General features: G+C 65.4%; 19 protein-coding genes. 9 read left to right on the plus strand and 10 right to left on the minus strand.

From position 1 onward, the window contains the following. Window positions 1–242: 242 nt before the first annotated feature. Window positions 243–833, plus strand: coding sequence for an isochorismatase family protein (locus AB0I53_RS23440; RefSeq protein ID WP_358606605.1), 591 nt, complete (start codon window positions 243–245; stop codon window positions 831–833). Between the two features lie 76 nt (window positions 834–909). Further along, window positions 910–1203 (plus strand): hypothetical protein, encoded by a 294-nt coding sequence (locus AB0I53_RS23445; protein WP_358606608.1) that lies wholly within the window; start codon window positions 910–912, stop codon window positions 1201–1203. Between the two features lie 165 nt (window positions 1204–1368). Here AB0I53_RS23445 and AB0I53_RS23450 read toward each other — a convergent pair whose 3' ends face one another. The 4 genes from AB0I53_RS23450 to AB0I53_RS23465 all read right to left on the minus strand — a co-directional run bounded on the left by AB0I53_RS23450 (window position 1369) and on the right by AB0I53_RS23465 (window position 3962). Then, complete coding sequence (locus AB0I53_RS23450) at window positions 1369–1641, minus strand: hypothetical protein (RefSeq protein WP_358606610.1); 273 nt, start codon at window positions 1639–1641, stop codon at window positions 1369–1371. 104 nt (window positions 1642–1745) lie between these two features. Next, a complete protein-coding gene (locus tag AB0I53_RS23455) occupies window positions 1746–1943 on the minus strand; it encodes a hypothetical protein (protein ID WP_358606613.1) in 198 nt (65 codons plus the stop codon). Window positions 1944–2236: 293 nt separating this feature from the next. Next, window positions 2237–2755, minus strand: a complete 519-nt coding sequence (locus tag AB0I53_RS23460; protein ID WP_358606616.1) for a hypothetical protein — start codon at window positions 2753–2755, stop codon at window positions 2237–2239. Window positions 2756–2885: 130 nt separating this feature from the next. Next, window positions 2886–3962 carry an AraC family transcriptional regulator gene (locus AB0I53_RS23465; RefSeq protein WP_358606618.1) on the minus strand — a complete coding sequence of 359 codons (1077 nt, stop codon included), beginning with the start codon at window positions 3960–3962 and terminating at the stop codon, window positions 2886–2888. An 84-nt stretch (window positions 3963–4046) separates the two neighbouring features. Between AB0I53_RS23465 and AB0I53_RS23470 the strand changes: the two genes are divergently transcribed. The 5 genes from AB0I53_RS23470 to AB0I53_RS23490 all read left to right on the plus strand — a co-directional run bounded on the left by AB0I53_RS23470 (window position 4047) and on the right by AB0I53_RS23490 (window position 9793). After that, the gene (locus tag AB0I53_RS23470) at window positions 4047–5432 is read left to right on the plus strand and encodes an MFS transporter (protein ID WP_358606621.1); all 1386 of its coding nucleotides are present in this window, start codon (window positions 4047–4049) and stop codon (window positions 5430–5432) included. Beyond that, window positions 5429–5818, plus strand: a complete 390-nt coding sequence (locus AB0I53_RS23475) for a carboxymuconolactone decarboxylase family protein (protein ID WP_358606624.1) — start codon at window positions 5429–5431, stop codon at window positions 5816–5818. The genes AB0I53_RS23470 and AB0I53_RS23475 overlap by 4 nt, the downstream gene beginning before the upstream one ends. A gap of 45 nt (window positions 5819–5863) precedes the next feature. Beyond that, window positions 5864–7012 carry a 3-keto-5-aminohexanoate cleavage protein gene (locus tag AB0I53_RS23480; RefSeq protein ID WP_358606625.1) on the plus strand — a complete coding sequence of 383 codons (1149 nt, stop codon included), beginning with the start codon at window positions 5864–5866 and terminating at the stop codon, window positions 7010–7012. Window positions 7013–7235: 223 nt separating this feature from the next. Then, window positions 7236–8816 (plus strand): long-chain fatty acid--CoA ligase, encoded by a 1581-nt coding sequence (locus AB0I53_RS23485; RefSeq protein ID WP_358606628.1) that lies wholly within the window; start codon window positions 7236–7238, stop codon window positions 8814–8816. Between the two features lie 155 nt (window positions 8817–8971). Further along, window positions 8972–9793: an SDR family NAD(P)-dependent oxidoreductase gene (locus AB0I53_RS23490; protein ID WP_358606631.1), complete on the plus strand. Its 822-nt coding sequence runs from the start codon at window positions 8972–8974 to the stop codon at window positions 9791–9793. On the opposite strand, the gene AB0I53_RS23495 is transcribed toward AB0I53_RS23490, so the two are convergent. From AB0I53_RS23495 to AB0I53_RS23515, 5 genes are all read right to left on the minus strand, one after another. After that, window positions 9757–10065: a hypothetical protein gene (locus AB0I53_RS23495; RefSeq protein ID WP_358606634.1), complete on the minus strand. Its 309-nt coding sequence runs from the start codon at window positions 10063–10065 to the stop codon at window positions 9757–9759. The two genes, AB0I53_RS23490 and AB0I53_RS23495, sit on opposite strands and share 37 nt — an antisense overlap. Then, complete coding sequence (locus tag AB0I53_RS23500) at window positions 10062–10346, minus strand: transposase (protein WP_358606637.1); 285 nt, start codon at window positions 10344–10346, stop codon at window positions 10062–10064. The genes AB0I53_RS23495 and AB0I53_RS23500 overlap by 4 nt, the downstream gene beginning before the upstream one ends. Before the next feature lie 204 nt (window positions 10347–10550). Next, the gene (locus tag AB0I53_RS23505) at window positions 10551–10721 is read right to left on the minus strand and encodes a hypothetical protein (protein WP_358606640.1); all 171 of its coding nucleotides are present in this window, start codon (window positions 10719–10721) and stop codon (window positions 10551–10553) included. Window positions 10722–10802: 81 nt separating this feature from the next. Continuing rightward, window positions 10803–11141, minus strand: coding sequence for an MFS transporter (locus AB0I53_RS23510; protein ID WP_358606643.1), 339 nt, complete (start codon window positions 11139–11141; stop codon window positions 10803–10805). Beyond that, window positions 11048–11572, minus strand: a complete 525-nt coding sequence (locus tag AB0I53_RS23515; protein ID WP_358606646.1) for an MFS transporter — start codon at window positions 11570–11572, stop codon at window positions 11048–11050. The genes AB0I53_RS23510 and AB0I53_RS23515 overlap by 94 nt, the downstream gene beginning before the upstream one ends. A 544-nt stretch (window positions 11573–12116) precedes the next feature. Between AB0I53_RS23515 and AB0I53_RS23520 the strand changes: the two genes are divergently transcribed. Further along, window positions 12117–12686: an integrase core domain-containing protein gene (locus AB0I53_RS23520; RefSeq protein WP_358606648.1), complete on the plus strand. Its 570-nt coding sequence runs from the start codon at window positions 12117–12119 to the stop codon at window positions 12684–12686. Window positions 12687–12840: 154 nt separating this feature from the next. Further along, window positions 12841–13689 carry an integrase core domain-containing protein gene (locus AB0I53_RS23525; protein WP_358606651.1) on the plus strand — a complete coding sequence of 283 codons (849 nt, stop codon included), beginning with the start codon at window positions 12841–12843 and terminating at the stop codon, window positions 13687–13689. Window positions 13690–13787: 98 nt separating this feature from the next. Here the strand turns inward: AB0I53_RS23525 and AB0I53_RS23530 are convergent, their stop codons facing one another. Then, entirely contained in the window at window positions 13788–14099 is a 312-nt protein-coding gene (locus AB0I53_RS23530; protein ID WP_358606654.1) for a hypothetical protein, read from the minus strand. Window positions 14100–14434: the final 335 nt, after the last annotated feature.

Genomic DNA, 14434 nt, shown 5'->3' on the forward strand with positions numbered 1-14434 from the left:
ACAGCTCATCAGGCACCAACCTCCGCGACAGCTCATCAACCACGAACCAAGATCATGCCCGCAAACCCGACCAAGATCCAAATGAGACACGCCCTTAGTGCATCCTGTTCAGCACCATTCGTAGTTTTCCTTTAGATTTTGTTCGCTGTGGTCCGAGCGTTGCCCGTCCCGGTATCGCGCGGACGTGCCCGTCACGTCCAACCCGCACCGACCCGTCCCCTGCCATGAAAGGCGGATACCCCGTGAGCCGAGCTTTGATCGTCATCGACGTGCAGAATGACTTCTGCGAGGGCGGCAGCGTTCCGGTGACCGGCGGCGCGGATGTGGCCGGCGCCATCGCCGATTTCGTGGACCGGCAAACCGGCTACGACTTCGTCGTCGCCACGCGCGACTACCACATCGATCCGGGCGATCACTTCTCCGAGCGACCTGACTTCGTGCACTCCTGGCCTCGCCACTGCATTGCGGGCAGCGAAGGCAGCGAGTTCCATCCGAACTTCGCGCCCGCCGTCACATCGGGGGCCGTCGACGAGGTCTTCCACAAAGGACACTACGCAGCCGCCTACAGCGGGTTCCACGGCGTGAACGAGCCCGGCAGCCCGCTGGCCGACTGGCTGCGCGAGCACGACGTCCGCCAGGTGGACCTCGTCGGCATCGCCACCGACCACTGCGTGCGGGCCACGGCCCTGGACGCGGTCCGCGAGGGCTTCGAAGTGCAGGTCCTGCTCGACCTGACTGCGGCCGTCGCCGCGAAGACCACCGACGCGGCCGTACAAGAGTTGCGCAAGGCCGGTGTGAAGCTCACCGGCAGCCCGGTGCTCGCGAACGACTGACCGGCCGCCAAGGCACAAGACAGCACAGTGCGCAGACGACTGGTCTGGAACGCACCGCCGTCACTACAGTGGCGCTTTGCGCGCCAGCCAGTTGCCGGTGAACCGCGCCGCCTGCACCATCCCGATTAATGATCATCACTGCGAATCGCTGGTGGCCGGAGGCGATCGCGATGTCCCCGAGGCCGCCGCCACCGACCACGCACGCCACCGCGCGCTCAATGTCCACCCCAGCCCTGGCAGCCAGTTCGTTCCCGGCTGCGGCGTGCGGCACGGACCCATCGGCCGTGCGCGGTGCGGAAACCCTTCGGTGGCGCCGGACTCGCCGGGCACCACCGACGCCCGATCAAGGCGGACCGCCAACGTGTGTTGAACGTGATCCAGCACGTCATCGTGGCGCGGAGTGGCGTTGGTTGGTGGCCGGGTCTTGCGGATGCAGACCCGCGCCCTGTGTCAAAAAGGTAGGCATCAACATCGCCCTGATGCGATGAAGGAGCGGGGCCTCCGCTCCTCGTGGGTCCGGAGGATGCTCGGGTGCTCACGTCACACGACGAAGGAGGCCCTTGTGTCTGAGCATGACAGCAAACAGTTCGTCGGCATCGATATCCACCGACGCCGGTCGGTGATCGTGCGGCAGAACCCAGCGGGACAGCGACTGGCGGTCACCCGCGTCGACAATGACCCGCTGGTTCTGGCGGCTGAAATCGCCAAGGCCGGCACCGACCTCGAGGTGGTGCTGGAAGCGACCTACGGCTGGTACTGGGCCGCCGATGTCCTCGCAGAGGCCAGGGCGCACGTGCACCTTGCCCATCCGTTAGCGGTGAAGGGATTCGCTTATCGGCGAGTCAAAACGATGTGCGTGATGCTAGCGATCTCGCTGACCTGGAGTTTCAGGCGTTCAGAACGCTGCCGCCCTTACGGCGCGCCCACCGTCATCCGAGCCATGGCGAAGTACCTCTCCGCCAGCTCGCGCGGAGTGAGTTCGCCTTCAGCGCGGTTCCACTGGGCGACACCGGTGCACATGGTGATGATCGCCCGGCTGACCTCAGCGGTCAGGAACGCTGCGAGATCCCGCGTGTAGCCCGACTGTGTGTTCTTAGCGCTGGCGACCATCTCCGCGCTCTGGAAGGGTTGCGTGGGCAGGTAATCATGAGGTGCTGTACTGCCCACACCAGCGTCCAGGTGATCAGAGGTTCGCCCGCTTGAGCTTTCCTGCCTGGTTGACGGTGGCTGCTGGCACGCTTGGCTCGACGGTTTCCGACTTCGCTGAACGCTCTGTCAGCGCAGCTGCGGACGGCCCCGGCATCCCAGCCGACGCCTCCGGCGCATCTTCGACCGCTTCTACCGGGCGCACACCCGAAGCTCACCGCCAGCCGGGCTCCGGCATTCGGCCTGGCCGCGTCAGTTCACTGCTCGATCATCGCCGCGTCGTGCCGCTCCTCCTCACTGGGCATCTCTCCATTCCGACCGAGCGCGATGTTCACCTGTTCCAGACGACCTCGATATCGGTTCTGACTCGGTAGCGTCGGGTATTCGTCGGTCACTGGGGTGCCCCGGTCACAGCCCACGTCCATGGTCTCGGACACCGAGAACTGATGGCTCACGGTGTGTTCAAGTCTGCATGCCGCCACCTCGACCCGATCGACGAACAGATGAACAGTGCCGCCCTTCCCGAGTCCACCGCCGTCGTAGTCGAACTGGATCTCCACGATGCGCGGCCCCGGTGCCAGCGGCGCAGTGCCGCGGACATAACTGCGGGTGCCACACCAGTTGTGGCAGTAGACCGGGCGGCCATCAAAGGACGGTCGGTACTGGTATTGGTCCGGCTTCAACTGGCTGGCTGTCGGCTGGACGATCACCGGCTTCCTGGTGTACTTGGTGTTGCCTGACGCCGCGGTACCATCCATGACCTGCCTGGCGATCACCGGCGCCGGCTACCTGATCACTACGTAGCGGCTCGCCGCGCGGTTGCCGCGGTTGCGCGCGGCCAACGGGCCCGTTACCCGCGCAGCACGCGCTGCGGCCACACCTCATTGCTGGCATTGGGAAGCCCTTTCAACCCGTCGCAGCAGGGGGCTTGTTGATGCCGTTGTACTGGCGAGCGGACCGCCATGCCTTGGGACTTGAGCCGAATTCAGAGCGGAACCAGCGGGAGAAGGTGCTGAGTGCGGAGAAGCCGAGCAGTTCTGCCACCTGGGTCAGGGGGCGGCTCTGGGAGCTGATGTATTGCTGGACGAGTTGCCTGCGGGTGGAGTTGAGGACCGACGAGAATGTTTCGTTGAACCTGGCGAGGTGTCGGTGCACGGTCTTTCGGTCAACTCCAAGACTGTGCGCGACCTGCTGGAGTGAGCAGCGTCCGGTCGGGAGCAATGCTTCGATGAGGTCCCGGATCCGGTCGACGTCGGCAGCGGGTAGCGGGGACGCGATCGCTTCGAGGTACTGCCGGGCATAAGGTCGCAGCAGGGGGTCGGAAAGGGTATTGGGGACGTCAAGATCACTGGCGTACACGACGACGCCGTTGAACTCCTCACCGAAGCGGATCGACCAGCCAAGCACGCGATGGTGGGTGGCGAGGTCTGCCGGTCTGTCGTGGCTGAAGCAGACGGCGACCGGCTTCCAGCCGTGGCCGGTGAGGCTGCGGATGTTGCAGAGAATGACGCCCACGATTAGTTGGGTGGCCTGGCGGCATTCGGCGAGAGTGCCCAGGACGTTGTCCACCTTGATGATGACAAGGCCGTTGGTTTCGACCATCCGGATCCGGAGTGCCTCGTTGTGCAGGTGCAGGTAGCGCGTGATCATCTCCAGCGCGCTGCGCACATCCGGCTCCTCGCGTGCAGCGAGGCTGACGGGGCCCAGATTTGAGAACGGCCGGTCTTCGGCGAGTCTCAAACCGAAATCGTCTCGACCGGTCGCGATCGCGGTCAGCTCCAGGAGCTCAGCGACCGCGTCGGCGGAGATCCATTTGTTGCGCACGGCCAGGTCGGTGGCGTGCAAGCCGACCGATCTCAGCAGTGGCAGCGGGTCGACGCTCAGGGTGCGGGTGAGTTCCAGGTAGCCGTTCAGCGCGGCGTTGCGGACAAGCGGTCTCACAAGGCACCTCCAGATGCCACAGAATGTCAAGTATTCTGCCACGTCAGGTCAAGCACCCTCGGTTGATCGCGCCTAATCTTCGGGCTATCCCGACACCGGAGCGGGCTGTGAACCCGGAGGATGCGCATGGTCAGGTTGTCGTGGCGCCGCGATCCACCGTTGATCTTGGACACTTCCGGTTCGGCGGCGCATCTCGTCTCCCGGCGTTATGCGTGGGGCGTGTTCGCGATGGCGTTCGCATTGGCTGTCACCGACTACGTCGACCGGCAAATCATCGTCTCGGCGTTCCCCTACCTGAAGACGGAGTGGGGACTGTCGGACACCGCGCTCGGTGCGCTGATGTCGGTGGTCTCGATCGTGATAGCCGTGGCCGCGCTGCCCACCGCGCGGATGGCGGATCGCTGGGGCCGGGTGAAGACCATCTCTGCGATGGGCTGCTTGTGGAGCCTTGCGACGATCGCGTGTGCCGTGTCGGGCAACTACGCGCAGCTGTTCGCGGCTCGGGCGCTGCTCGGCGCGGGCGAGGCGGGCTATGGAGCGGCCGGCGGAGCACTGCTGTCCAGCTACTTCTCCCAGCGGTTGCGCGCGACCGTGCTGAGTGCGTTCCAGGCGGCCGGACCGCTTGGAGCGGTCCTGGGTGTCCTACTCGGCGGCCTGGCTGTCGTGCACTGGGGCTGGCGCATCAGCTTGGCCCTCTTCGGTATTCCCGGCCTGGTACTGGCGCTGTTGTTCCTGAGGGTGCGCGACTACCGCACGCCCGTTCTTGCCGCCAAAGCTCCCGCGGGCGCCGAGAAGCGCGCTGGTGGGACGAGGACGGCCACGGCCCGACCAGGGATGTGGCTGACATTGGGTGAGCTGGTTCGTCCCCGCACGGCGATGGCGTGCTACGCGGGTGGGGCGTTGAACCTGATGGTGCTGTCCACTATGTACACCTGGCTGCCCAGCTACCTGGGAAGGGCTTACGGTCTGGCCACCGACAGGGCCGGCATGTGGGCCGCCATGGTGATCCTGGCCGGCTTCATCGGTGCTATCTCGTCCGGCTATCTCGCCGACCGCCGCGCCGCGGTGCGCCCGGCTCACAAGCTGGTTGTCCCTTCGGTGCTGGCAGCCGTGACTGCGGTGCTGCTGTGCACCGCGTTGGGCGCGCTGGCTCCCGGCGGCCTTCAGTTCACCCTCATCCTGGTGGCCGGATTCCCGCTTGCCACCGCGCTAGGCACAGCCCCGGCCGCCGTGATCGATGTCGTGCACCCCTCGTTGCGGGCCACCGCGGGCGGCATGGTGGTTCTCGTGCAGAACCTGCTTGGTCTGGCGGTCGGTCCGATCCTCACCGGGTGGCTCTCGGACGGCTTCGGCCTGCAGACCGCGCTCGCGGTCATGTCCCTGTTCTGTGTCGCCGCCGCCGCGGCCTTCTGGTTGGGCTCACGGACCTATGACAGGGATCTCGCCGCCGTGACCGGCAGTGCATCGGCGGCAACCACACCCCTCACCCGAGAAACGGAGTTGAACGGATGAACACCGACAGCGAGCCGACCCGTGCCGGGATCTTGAACCAGATGCGCGCCCGCGGCGCTTGGAACCCGTTGTGGGACAAGCTCTACGAGTGGGATCCGGCCTGGACCGAGCAGTTCATGGCCACTGGCATGCAGCCCTGGCAGAGCGGAGTGCTGGACCCGAAGGTCATCGAACTGCTCTGCATCGCCGTGGACGCTTCCGCCACGCACATGTACGCCCCCGGGGTGCGCCGGCACATCCGGGCGGCACTGGAACTCGGCGTCACTCGTGCGGAGATCCTCGAGGTCCTGAAGCTGGCGACGCTCGTCGGCATCCACGCGTGCAACATCGGCGTCCCCATCCTCGCCGAGGAGCTCGCAGCACGCGAGCAGCGCACCGACGACTGAGCACTCACCACAACCACGAAACCCACCCCAAGAAGGAGGCAGGACATGCATTTCCTCGACGACTCGCTGCTGCCGGAGAACCAGGAGAAGCTGGTCATCCAGGTCGCCCCGTACGGCCCCGAATGGCTGCCCGGTGACTCCGACGACATCCCGGTGACCATGGATGAACAGGTCCAGAAGGCCGTTGACTGCTACAACGCCGGCGCCCAACTGCTGCACATCCACGTTCGCGAGCTGGACGGACGCGGGTCCAAGCGGTTGTCGATGTTCAACGAGATGCTCGCCCGGCTGCGGGAGGCCGTGCCGGAGATGATCCTGCAGGTCGGCGGGTCCATCTCGTTCGCGCCCAAGGACGAGGGCGAAGCCGCGGAGTGGCTCGACTACGACACCCGGCACCTGCTGGCCGAACTCGACCCCAAGCCGGACCAGGTGACGATCGCGATCAACACCGGCCAGATGAACATCGTCGAACTGCTGACCCAGGACGACATCGCCGGCACCTCCATGCAGAACCCGCAGCTCTACAAGGCATACCGGGACATGGTCAGTGAGGCCGGCCCGGAGTTCTACCTCGAACATCTCAAGCGGCTTACCGAAAACGGAATCCAACCGCACTTCATGCTCGGAAACCTGCCCTCACTGGAAACCGTGGAGCGGTTGATCCGAGCCGGGGTCTACACTGGCCCACTCAATCTCAACTACGTCGCCATCGGCGGCGGAGCGGCGGCCTTGCACCCCGCGGACCTGGTCGAGTTCGCTCGTCGCAGCCCAGACGGTGCGGTACTCACCATCGAAAGCATCATGCGTTCCACACTGCCGATGAACACCATCGCCATCGCGTTGGGCCTGCACGTCCGGGTCGGCATCGAGGACAACCTGTGGGCGCCCCGCAAGGAGCGCATCACCTCCGTACAGCAGGTCCAACAGATCGTCCGCATCGCCAACGAGCTGGGACGCGACGTGGCCAGCGCCGAGGAAGCCAAGCGGATCTACCGGATCGGCGAGTACTGGTCCACTGCCGAAGAGACACTCACCTACCTTGGTCTGCCGCCGAACCGTCGCGCTGGTGAGCGGGGTGTCCCGCTGCGCCATCGTGCGCCGGTGAAGCCCGTCGGCATGCCGTCGGTCCACGAATCCGGCACCACTGGGACCGCCGGGGAGTCTCCGGTAGGGGATGCCCGCGCTCTGGTCTAGGACCGCGCGGCCGACCCCGCTCGATCAATTCGTGGGTGCGTCGGACCGTTCCCGTTCGCCGGGGCGGTCCGGCGCACCAGAACCTCTCCTCAATCGCGCCAAGCCCGTGGCGCGGCGTGCGCCGAGAACGCGACAACGGCGCACTGCACGCCAAACACCAACAGCTCTCCGCAGCGGGTGCTTGCGCTCGCCACCCATACTGCGAAAGACCCTGGAGTTCTCGATGCTCAACCTCGCCATCGTGTTGGAGGACAGTGCCCGGTCGGTGCCCGGCCGGGTGGCGGTCGTGTCGGGCGAGCAGCGGTTGACGTATCGACAACTTGACGCAGCGGCCAATCGGGTCGCTCACCTGTTGGCGTCGCGAGGAATCGTCAAGGGCGACAAGGTGGCGCTGTCATGTCCCAACATTGCGTGGTTTCCGGTGGTCTACTACGGGATCCTGAAGTCCGGGGCTGTGGTGGTTCCGCTCAATGTCCTGCTCAAGCGCCGCGAGATCGCTTACCACCTGGCCGATTCCGATGCGAGGGCGTACTTCTGCTTCGAAGGCGGTGCAGAGCTCCCGCTTGGCCGCGAAGGCCGCTCCGCGTTCGATGACACGGACGGTTGCGAGCACTTCTTCCTGATCGCCGGCGACCCAACGGCGCCGCCGAGCGCAACGCCCTCTGCGGGTGAAAGCGAGAACCTGGCCCACGCGCTCACCACGCAGCCCGCTGCCTTCGACACCGTAGTGGCAGAGCCCGGCGACAGCGCGATCATCCTGTACACGTCCGGCACCACCGGCCGGCCGAAGGGCGCCGAACTCACACACGCCAACATGATCTTCAACGCGCTGACCTGCCACAAGCTGTTCGGCGAGGTCGAGCACGACGTCCACCTGGTCGCTCTGCCCCTGTTCCACTCCTTCGGCCAGAGCGTGCAGCTGAATGCCGGGCTCGCCGCGCGGTCCACCCTGGTCTTGATGCCACGGTTCGACGCCCGAGGCGCGCTCGCGCTCATACGACGCCACGAGGTGACCTTCTTCGCGGGCGTCCCGACGATGTACTGGGGCCTGCTCGGCGAAGATACCGCCGATGCGGACGTGTCCGCCGTCGCGAGGAACCTCCGGATCGCCGTGTCCGGTGGCGCGGCCCTGCCGGTGGAGATCCACCGCAGGTTTGCCGAGACCTACGGATTGGAGATCCGCGAGGGCTACGGGCTCTCGGAAACAAGCCCGGTGGCAACCTTCTCCCCCCGTGGGACCCGGGTACGGCCAGGGTCCATCGGCGTGCCGATCTGGGGTGTGGAGGTAGACCTCGTGGCACCGGACTGGACCCCGGTCGGGCCGGGGCAGACCGGGGAGATCGCGATCCGCGGGCACAACATCATGAAGGGCTACTACCGCCGCCCAGACGCGACCGCGGAGGTCATGCGCGGCGGCTGGTTGCGCACCGGCGACCTCGCCTGCCGGGACGAGGACGGCTGGCTCTACATCGTTGACCGCGCAAAAGACGTGATCATCCGCGGCGGCTTCAACGTCTACCCGCGCGAGATCGAAGAAGTCCTGCTCGCCCACCCCGCTGTCAGCATGGCCGCTGTCGTCGGCATCCCCCACCACCGCCACGGCGAGGAGATCAAAGCCTACGTAGTCCCCACCCCAGGCGCGGACATCACCGAGGAAGCCCTCACCGACTGGGCCCGATCAACAATGGCCAGCTACAAATACCCCCGCCTCGTCGAGTTCCGCGACGCCCTACCCACGAATGCCACAGGCAAGATCCTCAAGCGGGAACTCCGCCGTACCGACCAGGCGACCCGCCCGCGGTAACCCATCAACCGCCAGACGCTCACCCCGCACCAAACCAGCCGGGGAAAGCCGGTTCGCCGCTCCCGGGCTGCACCGATCCACCAGAAGCATCCTGGCCCGCACGGTGCCATCGCCTGACCGGCGCGCTACCGCCGTCTGACCTACCGGAGGTTCTCATGGAGTTGTCCGGAAGGATCGCACTCGTCACTGGGGCGGGGCCTGGATTGGGCCGAGCGTGCGCGGTGGCGCTCGCCGCGGCCGGCGCGACGGTCGCCATCTGCGACGTGAACGAGACCGCGCTCACCGCCGCCAGGGAAGCGATCGAAGCCCACGGTCGTGAGTGCCTCGCGATCCGGTGCGACGTCTCCTCCAGCACCGAGGTTCGGACCATGTTCGAACGAGTGGCGGAACGTTTCGGCACCGTTCACGCCCTGGTCAACAATGCGGCACTGACACCCAGCCGCGAGAGTGACACCGCACGGCGCAACAAGCACTACGCGTACATGTCGACGCCCATGCCACGCCAGTCGCTGGGATTCACCCGCGAGATCAGCGATGAGGAGTGGCACCGCTACTGGGACGTCAACGTCCACGGAGTCTTCTACTGCACCCGCGAGGCGCTGAAGCTCATGGAGCCCCAACACGACGGAAAGATCATCAACATCGCCTCCGTCGCCGGACTGTCCGACCTCAGCGCGCACAGCCCGCACTACAGCGCCACCAAAGGTGCCGTCATCGCGTTCACCAAGTCGGTGGCAGCGGAGGTCGCCGGAGCCAACATCTTCGTCAACGCGATGGCCCCTGGCGGAGTGGCCACCCCAGAGTTCAACTCCTACCTGGACGACATCGGCGAAGAAGGCCGCAACCGCCTGTGGCAACATTGCCCGCTCGGTCGGCTCGGCACCGTTGAGGAATACGCCTCGCTCGTCGTCTACCTGGCCGGCGCCCACTACCTGATCGGTCAGGTCATCAGCCCCAACGGCGGCGCCGTCATCTGACCGACTCCGCTCGCACGTTCCACAGTAGACGCCGATACGTCGTAGCCGTCGGCGCGCATCAGGGCGTGGATCTTGCGGTGACCCCAGGCGGGCCAGTCCTGGGCGTATTTCTCCACGATCGGCTCGACGGCTTCCACCACTGGTGCCGGCCACGGACCTTTGGGCGGGTTCCCGGCCCGGCTTTTGATGATCCAGCGGGTGTAGGTGCGGCGCGGGATGCCGATCAACGCGGTGAACCTCGAGACCGGCATCGCCGCGTCTTGGCGGATCACCTCGAGGTCCTCGAAGGGGCCAGCCGCTCCGCGGATTTCTTCCACACCCGCAGCTCGACATGAGCCTCACCCAAGGCCGTGGTCAGCTCCTCGATCTGGGTCTGCAACTGCTCCTCACGACTCGAGGGCCCAGCCGTGCCGCCTTCAGCGATCCCGGCCCGGCCGCCCTCGAGGAACTGGGCCTTCCACCGCGCGACCTCAGCAATGGTCTTCTCGCCGGACAACACACTCAGCACGATCCGGATCTTGTCCTCAGCCGGCAACACCGGGGGACGGCTCATCGTCATACCTCCTGCTCAGGACCCTGCAAAACCCCTGAGCAACAAAGCCTGACGCACGACAATCCTGACCATCCCCACCCCTTAGTCGTCACTCGGAGAGACGGTCAACACGTGCTGTCGCAACGACTTCCGACCGGGTCGTCACCACGCGGAGGGGCTTTCCTGCGAGGCTGTGCGGCGCCCCTCCGCGTATCGTCAACTGCGCTACGCGCCCGCGCTGCTCACCACGCGGGCTTGGGGATCAACCGGATTCGGGGTGCCTTCGAGGTAGCGGACGCAGATGATGCCCTCCCGGTGACCGCAGGGGTCGAGTCGGTTGACAAGCTCCGGAGAAGTGCCGATCCGCACCACCATCTCGCCATTCGGTTCGGGCACGATCTGGGCGTCGTTGAGGCTGGTGACGTGATCGCGGAACTCAAGGGGCCCAAGCGGCCAAGGAAAGTTGCATTGCCTAGTTCAACGTCGACACCATGCGTAATCGGCGAAGAACAGCACAACGATGGACACATCCACAATGGACACCACTGCGGGCAGCACCACCTCGGCGGCGAACAACACCGCGGACTGACAGGGCCAACAGCTGGTTTGCCGTGAGGACAGACCGCACGCGGGACAACGTCGATGCGCCGGCAACTGCTCCGAGTCCAAGGTCCCCAGCAAGATCCCGTAACCAGCCGCGCCGAGATGCAAGGCTTGGTTACTCACGATCGGCAGCAAGGCCCAGGTGGCGCTGACCGGAAGGATGAACAAGGTAGCTCGGAGCAGGATTCGTCGCACCACCGAGGCGTAACGCACGTAGCAAGCACCGGCGTGCAGAGCGGGCAGGAGCCGTTCGGGGGTTGCGGCAGGTCGGCAGGAAGTCGTTTCCAAGACCCGAGCACCGCCACAATTCCCAAGAACGAAACCGCATTCACCGCGAACACGAGACTGGGACCGAACAGCGCCACGATCACCCCGGCGAGGGCCGGGCCGATCGCCCGCGCGACGTTGACATTCATAGCGCCCAGCGCCGCAGCTGCGGCGATCTGCTCCCGGGCACCGAGTTCAGGCTGCAGGGCCTGCCACGCAGGACCGGTCAACGTCTGGCCGCACTCCAGGAAGAACAACGGCAACAGCAGAACCGCCGGCGTCATCAGCCCCATCGCCGTCAGCACGGCCAGCGCGGTCGCGAGAACGGCCACGGCCTGCGGGGTTCCATAAGTCGGTTCATGGGCTGCGAGCTGCATATTTCGGTGTCCCCGGCAGACAGGGCATGATCGCGGGCCATGTCACTACGCCTGCTTTACCTGATCTTCGTGCGGATTGTGGGCTGGCTGTGGCTGCTCGGCCGTTCGCCAGCGTCCAAGGACATCGAACTCCTGGTACTTCGCCACGAAGTGGCCATACTACGCAGAACCAACCCGAAACCCCGGATGAACTGGGCCGACCGGGCCGTCTTCGCCGCGCTGATCCGGTTGCTGCCGAAAGCGCTACGGGCGCACCGATTGATCACCCCAGGCACAGTCCTGCGCTGGCATCGTCGCCTGGTGACCAGGAAGTGGACGTACCCCAACCACACCGGGCGCCCGCCCCTCGATGACGCCATCGCAGTGCTGATCGAACGCATGGCCAAGGAGAACCCCACCTGGGGATACCAGAGAATCCAAGGTGAACTACTCAAGCTCAGCTATCGAGTGGGTGCCTCGACGATCCGACGCGTCCTCAAACGATTACGCATCCCACCAGTGCCACTTCCGTTGCACGGATACGACCTGGCGGCATTTCCTGCGCATGCAAGCCTCGACCATGCTGGCATGCGACTTCTTCCACGTCGACTGCGCGGTCACCCTCAAACGAGTCTACGTATTCTTCGTGCTGGAAGTCAGCAGCCGGCGCGTGCACCTGCTGGGCACGACCACGAACCCGGACGGAACATGGACCACTCAGCAGGCCCGCAACCTGCTAACGCACCTTGGCGATCACATCGCCGAATTCCGATTCCTCATACGGGACCGGGCCGGCCAGTTCACTGCGTCGTTCGATGCGGTCCTCGCCGATGTAGGCATCCGCGTAGCCAAGACTCCCCCGCGCTGCCCGCGGGCGAACTGTTTTGCTGAACGGTTCGTGCGCACTGTCCGAGCCGAACTCACCGACCGCCTGTTGATCTTTGATGAACGGCACCTGCGTGCGGTGCTCTCGGACTACGTCCGGCACTACAACGGCAGTCGACCACACCGCGCCCGCGAACTCCGCCCACCGCGACCAAGCCACCCAGTTGCCAACCTCAGTCATGAGCGGATCAAGCGTCGACCGGTCCTGGGGGGCTTGATCAACGAGTACGAGCGCGCTGCGCAAAGCTAATTCTCGCCTTGCGCCATCAGATCACAGTGCTAGAGCATCAGCTCGGTCAAGAGAGGGTGCGGTTCGCCCCAGCTGATCGAGCGTTTCTGGCAGCGCTACCGCGCCGGCTGCCACGGAACGTGCTGCGCAGGCTGCGGCTGCCGGTGCGGACACCGTGCTGCGCTGGCGCCACGACCTCGTCGCACGCCGCCACGCTGCCCTTTCCAAACCAAAGCGCCCTTGCCGGCCACGCACCGTCCGATCCGTCCGGGCTTTGGTGCTGCGCCTGATAAAAGAGAACCCAAGCTGGGGATACCGCCGACTTCACGGCGAATTGCTCATCCTGGGCGTCACAGTGGCCGCCTCGACCGTGTGGGAAATCCTCAAGGAGGCGGGGATCGACCCGGCACCCGAACGGAACTCCAGCACCTGGGTGGACTTCCTGCGCTCCCAGTCCGACGCCCTGCTAGCTTGCAACTTCCTCGAAACCGTCATTCCATCCGGAGCGAGAGCGCACGTGCTCGCCGTCATCGAGCACACCACCCGGCGAATCCAGATCCTGGGCAACAGCCCGCACCCGACCGCGTCCTGGGCGACACAAGCCGCCAGGAATCCCGTCATGGACCTCGAAGACACCAGCTGCCGAGCGCGATACATGATCAGAGACCGGGACGGGAAGTTCCCCGCGCTGTTCGACGCGATCCTCAAGGACGCGGGCATCAAGGTCGTGCTCACCGGAATCCGTGTGCCCCGCATGAACTCCACCATGGCGAGATGGGTGCAGACATGCAGGCGAGAGCGGCTAGACCGCACGCTGATCTGGAACCAGCGCCATCTCCTTCACGCCCTACGTGAGTTCGAGAGGTTCTACAACAAACATCGACCCCATCACGGCATCGCCAACACCCGTCCGCTATGCCCACTCCCCCAACCGATCAGCGACCCCGAACAGATCAACCGACTCGACATACGAAGGCACGATCGCCTCGGCAGCATCCTCCACGAGTACCGGCATGCCGCATGACCAGTGCGGATGAGGTCTTTGGCAAGGGCACCGTCCGCTGTGTCCTGCCCGGCCGGGAAGGCGGGGATCGGCACGGTTGGGGTGACCAGAAGGTCGTACTACTCCTGGAAGGTGGCCGTGCGCTCGCACAGTGCTGCCCGCCGGACCATCGCTTCGAGATAGTCCAGGGCGGTGGTCGTGACGCCTGTGCGGCTGATCGCGGCCAGCCACGGGTCGAGCTGCCCCCGTTGCCGGGGCGTCAGACGTTCGACCACCTTGGCCGCCCCGGAGAACCACAAGGTGTGGTGGACGTCCTCGGGGTCGGGCTCGTCGATGCTCAGGCGGGGTTTCAGCAGGCCACCGATGAGCCTGTTGAACAGGGCGACCAGCAAGAGCGGGAGCGCGGCGCGGAAGGGGATGCGCCAGCCCATGCGTCGAAGTGCTCCTGCGCCAGTAGCAACATCAGGAGGTACTGCTGTCGAAGACGATGGCGGCGGCAGTGATGAAGAGGAAAAAGTCGTACCACTCAAGGGCGTTGCCGACGAGTGCTCCGACCGCGACCTTCGACGCGGTCTTTGTCATCGAGAACAGGAACGGGAACTGTGTTGGGGATTTCGCGGGAGGGCGTGACGTTGTCCATGTGTAAAGGGGACCTTCCGGCTTATGTCTCAGCGGGATGGCTGGACGCTAAGCCTTGCCCTCAGAGGCAACGTCAACGGGTGTGCGGGGAATAACGCGTCGGAAATAGGCTCGTGAGCAGCGGTCC

It is taken from the genome of Saccharopolyspora sp. NPDC050389, assembly GCF_040655595.1.
Lineage (GTDB): Bacteria > Actinomycetota > Actinomycetes > Mycobacteriales > Pseudonocardiaceae > Saccharopolyspora.

Bases quoted from the DNA above. Each gene is read 5' to 3' on its own strand.
- AB0I53_RS23520 (WP_358606648.1), top strand. From the start codon at position 12,117: ATGCAAGCCTCGACCATGCTGGCATGCGACTTCTTCCACGTCGACTGC.
- AB0I53_RS23490 (WP_358606631.1), top strand. From the start codon at position 8,972: ATGGAGTTGTCCGGAAGGATCGCACTCGTCACTGGGGCGGGGCCTGGA.
- AB0I53_RS23485 (WP_358606628.1), top strand. From the start codon at position 7,236: ATGCTCAACCTCGCCATCGTGTTGGAGGACAGTGCCCGGTCGGTGCCC.
- AB0I53_RS23515 (WP_358606646.1), bottom strand. From the start codon at position 11,572: ATGCAGCTCGCAGCCCATGAACCGACTTATGGAACCCCGCAGGCCGTG.
- AB0I53_RS23475 (WP_358606624.1), top strand. From the start codon at position 5,429: ATGAACACCGACAGCGAGCCGACCCGTGCCGGGATCTTGAACCAGATG.
- AB0I53_RS23480 (WP_358606625.1), top strand. From the start codon at position 5,864: ATGCATTTCCTCGACGACTCGCTGCTGCCGGAGAACCAGGAGAAGCTG.
- AB0I53_RS23470 (WP_358606621.1), top strand. From the start codon at position 4,047: ATGGTCAGGTTGTCGTGGCGCCGCGATCCACCGTTGATCTTGGACACT.
- AB0I53_RS23455 (WP_358606613.1), bottom strand. From the start codon at position 1,943: ATGGTCGCCAGCGCTAAGAACACACAGTCGGGCTACACGCGGGATCTC.
- AB0I53_RS23500 (WP_358606637.1), bottom strand. From the start codon at position 10,346: ATGAGCCGTCCCCCGGTGTTGCCGGCTGAGGACAAGATCCGGATCGTG.
- AB0I53_RS23530 (WP_358606654.1), bottom strand. From the start codon at position 14,099: ATGGGCTGGCGCATCCCCTTCCGCGCCGCGCTCCCGCTCTTGCTGGTC.
- AB0I53_RS23450 (WP_358606610.1), bottom strand. From the start codon at position 1,641: ATGGGCAAGGTGCACGTGCGCCCTGGCCTCTGCGAGGACATCGGCGGC.